Origin of the sequence: Vibrio sp. V15_P4S5T153 (assembly GCF_963874485.1) — a bacterium.
GTDB lineage: Bacteria > Pseudomonadota > Gammaproteobacteria > Enterobacterales > Vibrionaceae > Vibrio > Vibrio anguillarum.
Genome location: NZ_CAWNHR010000018.1, coordinates 685,423 through 699,558, shown reverse-complemented (window position 1 = coordinate 699,558; position 14,136 = coordinate 685,423). Strand labels below are relative to the sequence as shown.

At 42.0% G+C, this 14,136-nt stretch carries 15 protein-coding genes; 4 read left to right on the top strand and 11 right to left on the bottom strand.

Translation table 11 applies throughout. The features are described from left to right. Positions 1-86: 86 nt before the first annotated feature. Genes AACT42_RS18435 through AACT42_RS18420 form a run of 4 tightly spaced genes read right to left on the bottom strand, consistent with a single transcriptional unit; the run spans position 87 to position 5,241 of the window. Positions 87-1,871, bottom strand: a complete 1,785-nt coding sequence (locus tag AACT42_RS18435) for a glycoside hydrolase family 13 protein (RefSeq protein WP_094133531.1) — start codon at positions 1,869-1,871, stop codon at positions 87-89. A gap of 18 nt (positions 1,872-1,889) precedes the next feature. Next, on the bottom strand, positions 1,890-2,723 hold the full coding sequence (locus tag AACT42_RS18430; protein ID WP_013868520.1) for a sugar ABC transporter permease: 834 nt from the start codon (positions 2,721-2,723) through the stop codon (positions 1,890-1,892). A 2-nt stretch (positions 2,724-2,725) separates the two neighbouring features. Beyond that, a complete protein-coding gene (locus AACT42_RS18425; protein WP_094183030.1) occupies positions 2,726-4,009 on the bottom strand; it encodes a carbohydrate ABC transporter permease in 1,284 nt (427 codons plus the stop codon). A gap of 2 nt (positions 4,010-4,011) precedes the next feature. Continuing rightward, entirely contained in the window at positions 4,012-5,241 is a 1,230-nt protein-coding gene (locus AACT42_RS18420) for a sugar ABC transporter substrate-binding protein (RefSeq protein ID WP_013868518.1), read from the bottom strand. A gap of 408 nt (positions 5,242-5,649) precedes the next feature. Between AACT42_RS18420 and AACT42_RS18415 the strand changes: the two genes are divergently transcribed. The 4 genes from AACT42_RS18415 to AACT42_RS18400 are packed head-to-tail and all read left to right on the top strand — an operon-like array spanning position 5,650 to position 9,400. Beyond that, on the top strand, positions 5,650-6,684 hold the full coding sequence (locus AACT42_RS18415; RefSeq protein WP_047691245.1) for a porin: 1,035 nt from the start codon (positions 5,650-5,652) through the stop codon (positions 6,682-6,684). 19 nt (positions 6,685-6,703) lie between these two features. Continuing rightward, a complete protein-coding gene (locus AACT42_RS18410; protein WP_013868516.1) occupies positions 6,704-7,714 on the top strand; it encodes a UDP-3-O-(3-hydroxymyristoyl)glucosamine N-acyltransferase in 1,011 nt (336 codons plus the stop codon). Positions 7,715-7,760: 46 nt separating this feature from the next. After that, complete coding sequence (locus AACT42_RS18405) at positions 7,761-8,243, top strand: glycosidase (RefSeq protein ID WP_047691240.1); 483 nt, start codon at positions 7,761-7,763, stop codon at positions 8,241-8,243. Between the two features lie 32 nt (positions 8,244-8,275). After that, positions 8,276-9,400, top strand: a complete 1,125-nt coding sequence (locus AACT42_RS18400) for an ABC transporter ATP-binding protein (RefSeq protein ID WP_019280992.1) — start codon at positions 8,276-8,278, stop codon at positions 9,398-9,400. A gap of 134 nt (positions 9,401-9,534) precedes the next feature. On the opposite strand, the gene AACT42_RS18395 is transcribed toward AACT42_RS18400, so the two are convergent. The 7 genes from AACT42_RS18395 to AACT42_RS18365 form a co-directional block, all read right to left on the bottom strand. Continuing rightward, on the bottom strand, positions 9,535-9,891 hold the full coding sequence (locus AACT42_RS18395; RefSeq protein WP_013868513.1) for a PTS glucitol/sorbitol transporter subunit IIA: 357 nt from the start codon (positions 9,889-9,891) through the stop codon (positions 9,535-9,537). Positions 9,892-9,897: 6 nt separating this feature from the next. Next, entirely contained in the window at positions 9,898-10,869 is a 972-nt protein-coding gene (gene srlE / locus AACT42_RS18390; RefSeq protein ID WP_094131810.1) for a PTS glucitol/sorbitol transporter subunit IIB, read from the bottom strand. Then, positions 10,866-11,429: a PTS glucitol/sorbitol transporter subunit IIC gene (gene srlA, locus AACT42_RS18385; RefSeq protein ID WP_017045367.1), complete on the bottom strand. Its 564-nt coding sequence runs from the start codon at positions 11,427-11,429 to the stop codon at positions 10,866-10,868. Before srlA ends, srlE begins: the two co-directional genes overlap by 4 nt. A 193-nt stretch (positions 11,430-11,622) precedes the next feature. Continuing rightward, the gene (srlR, locus tag AACT42_RS18380) at positions 11,623-12,399 is read right to left on the bottom strand and encodes a glucitol operon DNA-binding transcriptional repressor SrlR (protein ID WP_094131811.1); all 777 of its coding nucleotides are present in this window, start codon (positions 12,397-12,399) and stop codon (positions 11,623-11,625) included. Between the two features lie 82 nt (positions 12,400-12,481). Continuing rightward, complete coding sequence (locus AACT42_RS18375) at positions 12,482-12,838, bottom strand: transcriptional regulator GutM (protein ID WP_013868509.1); 357 nt, start codon at positions 12,836-12,838, stop codon at positions 12,482-12,484. Between the two features lie 95 nt (positions 12,839-12,933). Further along, the gene (gene srlD, locus AACT42_RS18370) at positions 12,934-13,713 is read right to left on the bottom strand and encodes a sorbitol-6-phosphate dehydrogenase (RefSeq protein ID WP_094131812.1); all 780 of its coding nucleotides are present in this window, start codon (positions 13,711-13,713) and stop codon (positions 12,934-12,936) included. Between the two features lie 58 nt (positions 13,714-13,771). Continuing rightward, positions 13,772-14,134, bottom strand: a complete 363-nt coding sequence (locus AACT42_RS18365) for a PTS glucitol/sorbitol transporter subunit IIA (RefSeq protein ID WP_013868507.1) — start codon at positions 14,132-14,134, stop codon at positions 13,772-13,774. Positions 14,135-14,136: the final 2 nt, after the last annotated feature.

The following is a 14,136-nucleotide window of genomic DNA, read 5'->3' as shown; positions in this document are numbered from 1 at the left end:
TAGGTATAGAGATTATCACTCCTTACGCAGTGAATGTAGACGAATCTATTGAGATTCAGGGTGAACTAAGCTTATCGCCACCAAGCCTAAGCGGTGCATAAGCCCAAGATGTTAAAACCGAAAGCGGTTAAATGCATAAGCTGCTCTTGCCACATAAACGAAATAGCACTATCACTGTTATTAATAAAAAACGTTTGCTCACCTCGGGAATAGGCCAACACGGAAGGATGCTCGACGGTATGCCAATTAAGTGAAGGTTCATTCCAGTGTGGATGATTTTTACGCAATTCAATAAGCCACTGAATAAAGGCTTTGAAATCGAGATCTTGTTCAGATTCATCCCAAATCATACACTTCCGATTGTCTTCTCTACCCATACCTTTACACCCATCCATCCCTATTTCTCCACCATAGTAAATACAAGGTGAACCAACCTGCGTGAACATGAATAAATAGGCTAGCTTAGCTTTATGCTTATCATTGGCACATAAGCTAAGTAAACGAGTCGTATCATGGCTTTCTAGTAAATTAAACATCACTTCGTTGACGTTTTTAGGATACGCAAGATATGAACGAGTCACTGCATGCATGAAAGTTTCTTTATCATAAGCCTGCAGTGCAAAATAATCCGTAGTGGCCTGAGTCAGTGGGTAATTCATTAAAGAATCGTATTGATCGCCACGTAACCAAGGCATACCCTCATGCCAAATCTCACCCAAAATGTAGCAATCAGGTTTTATGCTTTTCACCGTACGACGAAAATCCCGCCAAAACTCATGATCGACTTCGTTTGCAACGTCTAAACGCCAACCATCAATGTCAAATTCTTCAACCCAATGCAGTGCCACACTCAACAGATACTGGCGACATTGTTCGTTTTCGGTATTCAATTTGGGCATTTCGATTACATTACCAAACGTTTCGTAGTTGAAATCCCAAAAATCCCACTCTTCTTTCGGTATATCTGGATAGACGGGGAAGCGGTTAATCCAAAACCAATCTGCGTAACGCGACTGAGCTCCATTTTTAACCACATCTAACCAAAATGGGTGTTGATCACCAACATGGTTAAACACTGCATCTAACATCACTTTCATCTTGCGGCGATGTGCTTCTTTGACCAAAGCCCGAAATGCCTCATTACCACCAAAATGTGGATCCACATTAAAATAATCAACAGTGTCATATTTGTGATTCGCATTAGCAGTAAATACTGGACAAAAATACAACCCATTCACCCCCAGTTCTTGGAGATAATCCAGTTTTTCAATCACACCCCATAGGTCGCCCCCCATAAAGTTATGCGAACTAGGCTGGCTACCCCACGGCTGAACATCGAAAGGAGAAATATCCGGCATTCCATTATGGAAACGTTCAGGAAAAATTTGATACCAAATAGTTTCTTTGACCCAATTTGGCGTGCATAACACATCTCGCGGATTAAGGTACGGAAAACAGAAAAAATTGCTCAAGTTACTTAATTCCATTTCCGCAATATTAGGATCACGGATATCAACACATCGCTTTTCTCCAAACAGCAGTTTTTCACCTTCACGACCATGAAGAATGAAGCCATAACGACTTCGACGTTTCGGTGGCTGAAACTGCGCAAACCAATGGTCGTGATACTCAGTTTGTCCCTCAAATAACATAGGCACCGTGTTACCGCCAACCCAACCATGTGCATCACTGCCGCCTAGGTTACCGCCGTCTAGACCACCTTCAGCCCAGTGATATGGATCACCGATCCACAAGGAAACATTATCCACCTCTCCTTTGGCCGTACGGAAACGAATATGTAAAGTTGCATTGTCATAAGCGTAGCTATCTGCACTCTTTGCGGAATGCATCAGTGAACTTTTTGTGATCATACTAAATGTACCTAAGAATTATTCTTTTACCGCACCGCTAACAAGGCCCGTGGTGATGTGTTTTTGAGTTACTACGAAAAGCAACGTGATAGGTATCGCTACCAATAAAGATCCTGCGGCAAACAGCGTAAAGTTCTCGGCTGAGTTTGATGAAATCCAACTGAAGATCCCAATGGCTAAGGTCATTTTTTCTTCACTACGCAAAATCAACGTCGGCAGAATGAAATCCATCCAAGGTCCGGTGAATGATACCAAAGCAACAAATACTAAAATGGGGCGGGCTAATGGTAGAATAATTTCTAGAAAAATCGTCATATGCCCTGCTCCATCAATTTTTGCCGCTTCATCTAATGAGGTTGGTAACGCATCAAAATACCCTTTCACGAGCCAAGTCATAAATGGTAACGACCCGGTTACATACACAAACAGTAAGCCTGCGTAGGTGTCAATTAAGTTCATTTTTGATAATAGAATGTAAATTGCCGTCATCGATAAAAATGCGGGGAACATTTGCAGCACTAAAATCCCCATCATCACATTACGTTTACCTTTAAATCGATAACGCGAAAAAACATAAGCCGTCATGGTGACAACAATGAGTGAAATTCCCATATTGGCGGTGGCTAATATCAACGTATTGATATACCAATCTAAATAAGGTGTATCAGTAAATAACGCACGATAATGGTCCAGCGTAAACGTAATATCACTAAATGAGGTACTAAAGAGATTATTGCCACGCTTAAACGATGCGAGGATAGTCCAGGCAACCGGCCCTAACACTAACAAAGCATTCAGTAACAAGAACAGATAGACCAATAGCGTCCCTAATTTTTCAGCAAGTCGATTCATCGTTACATCCCCACATCATCTTTAAAGGATTTCATTCTGCGGAACTGCCAAATAGCAATTACGGACAGGAACAGGAAGATTACAATCGAAATAACAGAAGCAATCTGGTATTGCTGGAAGTCCAAGGTCAATTTGTAAATCCAAGTGATCAAAATATCGGTATGTCCAGCAAAACGGTATTCAGGATTGATCGGACCGCCTTCAGTCAACAAGAATATCGCTCCAAAATTATTGAAGTTATGAGCAAATGTCATGACTAGTGAGGGGGCGACTTGGTGCAATACCATCGGCAACGTTATCTCTTGAAACTGCTGGAATTTACTTGCCCCATCGACTTCACTGGCTTCATAGAGATCACGAGGAATGTTGGTCAATGCCCCAGCAATCAACAGCATAAAATAAGGTGCCCCAACCCAGACACTGACGGCAATTACTGTTATCTTGGCAGTAAATGGATCAGATAAAAATGCAATAGAATCGACTCCCCAACTATTTAAAGTGGCGTTTACCGGGCCAATTCCATTCAGTAATAAGCGAAACATTAGTAAGGTAACAAATGCGGGAATGGCATAAGGGAGAATAAAGACAAACCGCCAGAGTTTTTTCGCTTGAATGTTCCGATTCTCTAAGGCGAGAGCGAGCAAGAAACCAAAACCGCAAGTACAAATTGTTGCAGTGACTGCCCATCCAACCGTCCATAAAGCAACACCAAAAAATGTATTTGACCAAATTTTCAGCTCAAACAGTGTCCAAAAATTTCTTAACCCTACCCAGTCCACTAAATTCTTAGGGGGGATATGATGAGGTGCTGAATAGTTCGTAAAGGAAACCAGTACCGTAATTGCAATAGGTAGAATAATAAACGCAATAGTCACTATCAAAGCGGGAGAAAGTACGATGAATGCAAAATGTTTATTATAAATGGATTGAATTTGCCCACAAATATTCAGCTTACACAATGCACAAGATTGGGCATCTTTGACGTTCAGAATATAGGTAGTTATGAAACAGAGCATAAGAATGACTGCAATAACACCTTCCACCAACATATGAATGGAGTTATCACCTTGGATAACTTGAAAACCTTGCCGAACTTGTACCACATCGCCTAAAGAAACCAAGCCTTTGAGCGCCAAAATAAGGTTAGGTAGCGCAAACAAAAACAACACATTAACCGTAAAAAGAAAGATGCCTTTCACCCAATGTTTATGAACAAGTTGCGTTGTACCCATGATCAACATTGAGCTGAGGAAATGGAGTCTATTTTGAGTTTTGGCTAACAACATGCTTACTCCTGAAATGCGATCTGCTCTTCAATGATTGCTCGAGCATGGTCCAGCACTGACTTTGGCTCTTTACCATTTACCCACATTGCGGTGATAGCACTGGCCATGGGAGACCACAAATAACCCATTTCAGGAATCGATGGCATCGCATCGGAATAGAATCCCTGAGCGATGATGGCGTAAGTGGCTTCATCTGCATCGACAATGATCTCTTCCATTAACGATTGAACGGGTGGAATGGATTTCGTCATCTCATATCGCTTCATCAGCATCTTGTCAGACGCAATGTAATCAGCAAACAGTTGCGCTGCTTTTGGGTATTCACTGTATGTCGATACCACTGCAAGCCTAACTGTTGAAAAAGTACGTAATTGCTGACCTTCTAGAGTGGGAATCGGCATGACCCCATAGTTTACGCCGCTCGCGGCATAGCCTTGAATTGCCCAAGGACCATCAATAATTGCGGCCACTTTACCCTCGGAAAATAAACCACGGCGAACTTGCGGGTTACGCATATCAATCGGGTTTGAACTATTAGCCGCTTGCAATGTTTTCATGGCCAAAAGACCTTTTTGCGCTAATTCAGAATTGATCCCGATATCTTTAGCATCTGTCCCTTTATTCCCAAATTCATAAGCGCCATAAAGGGTTAAAAACATTCGAGATTCATAATAATTTTGCACATCCCACAATAAAGCGTATTTGTTCTCTTTTACATTATTAAATATCTCGCCAAAGCGAATCAGTGCTTCAAATGTTTTGGGTGCTTCAGGTAACAAATCTTTGTTATAAAAGAGCGCCAACGTCGCATAACTGACAGGGAAACCATAACTGGCTCCACCATATTGCATTGCAGAAATAGCATTTGGCATAAAGTTATGTTTCATACGATCAACTGAAACTAAGTTTTCCATCGCCCCACCAGCAACTACTAACCTTCCTAATAAGTCATGCTCTATTTCCGCCACATCCGCAACGCGTGCGGATCCGCCGTCTTGAATCATTCGCGATGCAGCGTCTATCGGAGCTAAACCACGAAATGTAAATTTAACTTTGTAACCAAAATCTTGATTGAATTGGTCAGCGGCATATTTCATATAGTCGAGCGTCGTGTTATCTGTCCAAATCAATAATTCAGAGTCTATTTCCGGCGTAATCGTCTCAGCAGAAACAATAGAAGCTGAGCAAATCAAAGTTGCAGCCAATACTGTTTTCATCCATCTATTTCTCATATCAACACCAATGGTAGTACAAAAGATACTACTAGGTTAAATGTCGCCGATTTTAAGTCAACCACTATCATCTTCATACCACAGGAAATTGTGATTTTAGTCACCAAACCTTATTTAAAAACACTTGAATGGGCGTATGCGAAAACCTAAACAACACGTCACCAAGTAGAGCTACAAGGCAAAAACGCGTAAAAACCTCCTTTAAATTAATCGGCAAAGAAGTAAATTCGTGATCGAAATCTCTATAATAAGCAATTAAAAGTGACCGACTTCTCACTTATAGAATGCTTAGGAGGAAAAATTTATTAATATGCAGAACAATATTTAGGCGTTCACAGTGAACTACTAAATATTCATCTATATTATAACTACGATTTACAACCTTAAATAGGTTGATAAGGACCTGTCGTGAAAAGAACGTTACTTGCTATATCCGTAGCAACAGCAATCGCTGTTTCTACTCCCGCTTTCGCTGCCAGTGAGCATGGTTTAAACCCTGAAGATAGCTTTTTTGACCAAGCGCTTCAGTTTGGAGGCCATGTAGGAACTTCTCTTGAATACGAAGACAAAATTACCAATGGCTTTACTGGCATAGATAAAAAGGAAAAAACGACCACCCATGAAGCCTTTGGCGTGTACTACAACAATGCCAAATGGAATATGACCGCTTTGTATGCCCTTAAAATAGAAAATAGAGAGCAACATGAGGGCAGTTACCACGAAAATGAAGATGGATTAAAGCATCTATTTTCACTCAATAAGGGTTACGACTTAAGTAACGGTTGGGCGACAGGCTTAATTTATGAATTGGAATATACAGACAGCAAAGTTTATTCACCTTATGTAAGTGGTTTACGTAAAAATTTAGCAGAACACAGTTTACGACCTTATTTGACCTACTGGAATAATGAATACAGTTGGGGTTTTTATTCAAATTTGGAGTATCTCTATAGCAAAGAAGATAAAAGCGAATGGGGTGAACGAACAGAAACTGGGTATAGCATTTTATTCAGACCCTATAAACGGTTTGGTAACTGGGAACTTGGCTTGGAAATGTACTACCAAATCAAAGATAATGAAGATTACCAATCTAACGGAAATATCAATGAGATCAGTGATTTTACCGAGAAATATATTGAACCCGTCGTACAATATAGTTTTGATGACGCAGGCACGCTCTATGTAAGAGCTCGTCTCGGTGACAATGAAACCAATAATGCCAGCAACAGCGGTGGTGGGAACGCTAATGTTGACTACTTCAAAGATATTCGTAAAGCCACTTTAGGCTATGAACAAGCTGTAGGTGACAGCTGGTTAGTTAAAGGAGAATACGAATTTGCTAATGAAGTAGAAGAAAAAAGTAAACTGGCGGGTTGGGAAGCAAAAAATGAAAGCGAGCTAACACAGCACACTATTTATCTTCAAGCTCTATATCGTTTCTAATCCATTCAAAGAGGCTAAAATGATCCATGTTTCAGAAATTGCGCAGTTGATCTCCGGTAAAATTGAAGGTGATGCGTCTATATCGATTGATACAATTCGACCAGTAAATGCGCCACAGATAGCTGGCGGATTAGCGATTGTTTTTTCTAAAAAAGACATACATTCAATTTCTGAAACTACAGCAGATGTTTTAATTGGTCCGGCCGCGATTTGTAGCAGCACTGTCAAAACCAAAATTATTATTGAACATTTAGATGCAAATACTCTCAACAAACTGCTGCGTTATTATAAAGTACAGATGTATCAATTATTTGATCAAGGGAACACCGCAACCATCGACGATGTCTATATTGGAAAACATTGTCAAATTGGTGAAAACTGCCATTTCATGCCTGGTGTGAAGATTATGAATGGTGTGACTATCGGTAATAACGTCGCTATTCATGCTAATACAGTGATCAAAGAAGGCACAATTATTGGAAATAATGTCACTATCGATTCTAATAACTCTATTGGCAATTTCAGTTTTGAATATATGGCAGTGAAAGATGGAGCCTACCAACGCGTTGAAAGCATCGGCAGAGTAGTTATTCACGACGACGTAGAAATTGGTTGCAATAATACCATTGATAGAGGAACACTCGGCGATACCGTTATTGGCCAAGGAACCAAGATCGATAACCAAATCCAAATTGGGCATGACTGCCAAATAGGTAAACATTGTCTGCTCATCTCACAATCTGGATTTGCAGGGCATACCACTCTTGGTGATCACGTCGTGGTTCACGGCCAAGCGGGTACTGCTGGGCACGTCACCATTGGCAGCTACTCAGTAATTAAAGCAAAATCTGGCGTAAGTCATTCTTTTCCAGAGAAAAGTGACTTATTTGGTTATCCCGCGAAGGAGGCAAAAGCCTATTACAAGAACCTTGCGGTTCTCAATAAAATAACCCAGCACTTTGAAATTCATAAATCTAAATCAACACACCGAGGTTGGCTTTCTAAATTACTGCAAAAAAAAATCTTATGATCATCTGTCACTCAAATATTTTACATTACCAATGAAGGAATTTACGATGAAAAGCTCTCTACTTATCGCAGCAACACTGGCTGTATTGCTCGCTGGTTGTGCCAGCACCACTACCCAACAAAACGACTCAGTACAAAATGTAGACCCTAGATTCTCTCAATGTGACTTACCTACATTAGAAGAACGAGGCCCTATCCGCCCATCCATATTTGTTGTTGGAACCTTTGCTGATGGGCAATGGCTTCATATGGATAACCGCCAGATGGGTTACAAAGGTGACGGCATTTATCAAGTAGTAAGTAACGAAAAGGCAGGAAACGTGAGCTTGCAATTCGCCACAATGAGCTGGAACCCTCAATATACAGCCGCAGGATTAACGCTAACGGTAGGGCAAGTCAAAGAACTCAAGCGTGCTGGCTTTGCCAAAAATACAGTCGTCATGCTACCGAAAGATGGACAATACGTATGGACGGTACAAATAGCCGACGATAAAACACCACGTTTAGTCATGATTTCTGAATGTAAATAACTGCTTGCACAACACAATACACGGAGAAATTCATGGCTACTGTTAGCTTACGAAAAATAGAAAAAGAGTATGAGAACGGTTTTAAAGCCGTTCACGGAATTGATCTAGATATCCATGATGGCGAATTCATGGTGTTTGTTGGACCATCAGGCTGCGCAAAGTCAACTACACTCAGAATGATTGCTGGGTTAGAAGGGATTAGCGGTGGGGAAATTCGTATCGGCAACCAAATTGTTAACGACTTACCTCCTAAAGAACGTGGTATCGCTATGGTGTTTCAAAATTACGCCCTATACCCTCATAAAACAGTTTTTGACAATATGGCCTTTGGATTAAAAATGCAAAAAAGGCCTAAAGATGAAATTAAACAAAGAGTAGAAGAAGCGGCAGAAAAATTAGAAATTACCGAATTGCTCTATCGTAAACCCAAAGAAATGTCGGGTGGACAACGCCAACGAGTAGCAGTAGGGAGGGCAATCGTTCGCAAGCCTGATGTTTTTCTTTTTGACGAACCACTATCCAATTTGGACGCAAAGCTTCGGGTTTCAATGCGTGTGAAAATTGCGCAATTACATCAAGCACTCAAAGAAGAAGGCACACCAGCGACCATGATCTATGTCACTCACGATCAAACTGAAGCCTTGACGTTAGGTGATAGAATTTGCGTATTGAACCAGGGCCGGATTATGCAAGTTGATACGCCAGCCAATCTTTATAATTATCCAGCCAACAAGTTTGTGGCCAGTTTCATTGGATCACCTGCCATGAATTTAGTCGACACTGTCATTCGCTCAGAAAACGAACAGCTTTATATAGACATTGCCGCCAATGTTCGCATGTTTATTCCACATGAGAAGCAAATCGCCTTACAACAATATATCAATAAACCTGTCTGTTTTGGCATTCGCCCTGAGCATATTCATTTAGCAGCAGAACACGACACTATCAATACCGTTGAAGGCACATTGACGGTTGTTGAAAATATGGGGAACGAAAAATATCTCTATTTTACTGTGGCAGGTAAGGAGTTGATAGCAAGAGTCAACGATCAAACCATTACAACTGCTCATATTGGCAAAACCATGCGTTTTAACCTCAACACCACCTTTTGCCATATTTTCGATTTCTACAATGAACAGAATTTGACCAATATTTAAAACCCCTAATTTTAAAACATCATGGTACTTAACAATCTTTTCTCCATAGCTAACACCAGCTATTTGGCTCCTTTTAAAACAGGAGCCTTTTTTCTTAGATATGCCTAATCACAATCAAGCCACATTCCACCACTTTAACCAAACATCAACACATCACCATGTTGAAGCACTTCTAATTTAGGACCGAGTAAATGGATGGTACCCGGCAATTCTGGGATTCGCTGACCGTCAAATTTAAGTGTTACATGCCCAAGCTCCGCAAGATTTTGGTTCGCCACACTGCCGACTGCCGTCACAACAAAACCGAGATCCCCAATTAATAAAGTGGTGTTGTGGTCAATCAATCCATACAACGAAGATCCAGAGTGTATGAAGCAATATTCCTTCACCGCATCAGGGGCGCTCGGGCCGAATAAAATCACCATATCATCATGCAGTGAGTCTTTAGCATAATCGCCAGCGGACAAAATCGTCGTTTGATACTGAAGCATATGCCCTCACTGATAAATGAAGAATGAGATAAGCCAAGCAATCAGCACCGTTGGCGCACCTGTAAGAAAACGAGAGTAAAGTACCGAAGGCACACCGACCTGTACCGTTTCGGGCTTAGCGTCTGCAAGGCCAAGCCCTACAGGGATGAAATCACAAGCAGCTTGAGCATTTATGGCAAACAAAGCGGGTAATGCTAAGTGCGGTGGGATATTTCCCATACCGATCTGAGTCCCGATAAGTACACCGATCACTTGCGCAATCACCGCACCTGGTCCAAGAAAGGGTGACAGAAACGGAAATGAACAGATCAAGGCAATCGTCAGTAAACCGATCGGGTTCCCTGCTAATGGCTCCAAAGTATGAGCAATTAAATCACCTAACCCAGACGCGAGAATAACCCCAATCAACATTGAAACAAACGCCATAAAAGGCAGAATGGTTTTAAGTACGGTATCAATGGTTTCACGCCCAGCCTGATTAAAGGTCGCCATCACCGAGCCCATACCGATCCCCACTTTAGCCAGTAAGCTATCTGTTTGTTGGCTAAGCTTCTTGGTCGTGTCAATGGATTGGGGCTGAGATAGGCTTGGTTCACAAAACGTGGTTTTGTGATCGTCTACCAAGGAAAAACAACCACTGTGTATGCCAGATGCATAAATATCTTCCTGAATATATTGTGCCAAAGGGCCACTTTGACCTGTAGCATGGATATTTAATGTCGGAATACCTTTTTTGGGATAAAGCCCACAACGCAATGTGCCACCACAGTCAATCACTACACAAGCGACTCGTTCATCGGGAACGAAATGTTCAAAGCCGTTAACCGCTTGCATGCCCGTCAACGCCACCATCTCATCAATAAAATGGGGACGAGTCCCTGCTGTGATATAGATGATCTTCTTGTCAACCTCAACCGGAATGAATAGCGGGCCACCCCATCCACCCTGCCCTCGGTTTACTTTCAATACCGTCATCATTTTTCCTCAACCACGTTAAGATCGACTTTATCGCTGAATACTACACCTTGTTGTCTAGCCACAAACATAGTCGTCATATCGGTTACCCAACCGCGTAAAAAGTTGGTCACTAAGCCAACCAGCAAATAGGAAATAGCGAGAGGACCGAGCGATAAGCCCTGTTGAGTGATCCCAGCGGCAATGCCTAGATAAATAAACAATTCACTAGGATTTACATGAGGGAACATACCATTCATGGTGTGGCAACTGTAGGAGGCAGAGGCATAATAAGAAGGTTTGTACTTTTCAGGTAAGAAACGCCCTAGGCTGAGCACCATGGGATTACAAAAAACAAAGGTTCCTACTGTCGGCAAGAGCAAATAGCGAGATATAGGATTAGACGCACTTTTCTGAGCTAACACTTCTATGCGCTGTTGGCCAATAAAACGGATCAGCGCATTCATGGCAACTAATAAACAGATCAGCACTGGGAGTACTTGTGCCACCATTTCGCTAAACACTTCACCGCCTTTCTCAAAAAGACCAATAAACCATTCCGCTCCCTCGATTATCCAATCCATACCTTCGGCTCTTAAATTATGTGGGGATAGTTGGAGTGTTTCCGTTATTGATATATTGAAAAAGAGGCAAAAGAGAAAAGCGTGAATTCAATCACCGATAACTTTTATTTTAAAAGTAAAAAATTGAAATCGACGACAAAATAAAAAAGAAAGCCAACTGGCCTCCTTTCATAAATGGGGTTTATGGAGTGACTTAGGAGCCAACGGTGATCACTTGGATACCTTTCTCTTCCAAATACGTCCGATCCTCTGCTGCGATAAGGTTATCTGTGACAACTATATCGATTTTATCTAGCGGAACCACCACGTTAGGGCTACGACGGCCAAACTTACTTGAATCGGTCACGACAATGATCTGATTGGCTGCTTGGCACATCGCCTGGCTGACTTGATACGCTTCGTTGTAGGTTGTTGTTCCCTTCGCAAGGTCAAAACCATCAGCACCAATAAAGAGTTTATCGAAAGAAAACTGTTTAAATGCTTGCTCTGCCAGCGTGCCATGGAAAGACGCTGATTTTCGACGATACGTTCCGCCCGGAACCAATACAGTATGTTCCGCATCCAAATTCGCTACCGCGTTGACGATGTGAATACTGTTCGTCATCAATGTCAGTGACATCACCTGTTCAAAATGCGGCACCATCTGCAGTGTGGTACTGCCACAGTCCAGAATGATCGAATCCCCGTCCTTGACCAGTTGTGAAGCGGCTTTAGCGATTAAGCATTTACGTTCAAGGTTCACCGTCTGCTTTTCATCCATCGAACGGTCTTCCAAAATGACGCTATTAGCGATACAAGCTTCAGCTGCTCCGTAACGGCGAATAACAAGCCCTTCTTCCTCTAACGAACGTAAATCACTGCGTATTGTCGCTCCTGATGTTTCAAAGGTATCCGCCAGATCGTTCACTGACGTTTTCCCATTAACACGCAGATAATCCAGCAACTGCGCTCTTCTGTTATCTAAATTCATAGCATCAACTTCATTATTAAACTGATAGCAGTTTATAACAGTTCCCTTTCAACTTAAAAGGAAAAGGGGGAACATTCTTTCATTACTGCCTAGAAATTGCGACGTTTAACGCTTCTTGAACATTAGAATCCAGTTGAAATATGAGTGATTCAGGGATAGGTAGTGATTGACCAATGAGTTGATCTAGTGTCTTTGGTCTAGCAAATACAGAAATACCCTTCATCACTTGGGCATCTACAACATGCTGATCTTCATCTTCAACCAACACCAGTACGGTACGCGGTTTCCATCGGCTTTGGGTGCGGCCTATCTTGACTTTCCCTTTATGAGTCATAGATTGAAGCATCCGATTAAAAGATCGAATCTGCAAATAACCTAAGACGATCTGTATCATCCAAGCTCCTGCAGCAAAATAAATAAGTACCGTTGTTGAGTCCATCTCATACCTCTTGTCAAAAAGGGGCAAGCATAACGCCTGCCCAATATAAGCTGCCCTTATTCTAGGAGCATAGGGCTTAATCCATGGGGGATGGATTAGAACATTACCTGACCACCCGTGATATTGATCGATTGACCAGTACAATAGGCGGCTTCATCGCTGGCGTAAAACTTCAGTACATTAAGAACATCCTGATATTCACATCCTGCCTTAAGTGGTACTTTATCGATATAAATCTGTTCAACCTCTGATTCCGGTACACCCAATTTTTTCGCATACTGAGGTAGCAGTGATTGGAACATAGGGCTTTTCAACAAGTTACCCAACATCAAAGAATGCACCGTGATTTTGTGTTCCGCTAAATCTAACGCAAGTGACTGAGTCAGGCCAACCCCACCAAATTTGGCCGCTGAGTAACCACTGTTATGCTTTGAACCCACTTTACCCGACTTTGAGTTGATCTGAATAATGCGCCCACCACGTTGTTCACGAATCATTACTTTTGATACTTCTCGTGCACAGAGGAAATACCCCGTTAGGTTTACGTCAATCGATAGCTGCCAAGCAGTCAGTGGAAAAACGTCAATCTTGCCAGCCTGAGCTACGCCAGCGCTGTAAACCAGCAGATCAATCCGTCCAAAAAATTCATCTATTTGCCTAACCATATTCACTACACTTTGCTCTTTGGTGGCATCTACCTCCACACCCTGTGCTGTAGCCTGGCCGTATTCTTGATTAATTCTATTAGCCACCTTTTCAGCACTGCAACCATTTAAATCGGCGACCGCAACTCGGTAACCTTCATTAGCCAAACCTAAGCACAGAAATTCACCTAGAGTCTGACCACCACCAACCACTAACGCAACTTTACTCATAACTTACACCTTACTTAGAGGGTGCCCCATCGTAGGCATAGAGCACCCATACTGACTATTAATTTAAAAAGACAATTTCATCACCGCAGCGCACTTGCTGAGGTCGTTCACCATTGACATGAAGACAACCCGGATATTCAGCTTCAACTAAGGCATCAAACCGTATGGTAATGTGCCCAAGTTCTGCAAGGTTTTGATTGACCACCTCACCAACCGCTGTAATCGGATACTGATACCTTCCCAATTGCATCACACCACCGGGTTTGATATTCCCCTTGAGTGCGTCATGCGAGTGGATGAAGCAATACTCTGCCGCATCTTTTGGGGCAATATTACTGAAGATGATCATCATATCGTCTTCCAACGCACTATTGGCAAACTCACCAATGCTCTCGATCTTGACTTGATATAGTGGCGACATTG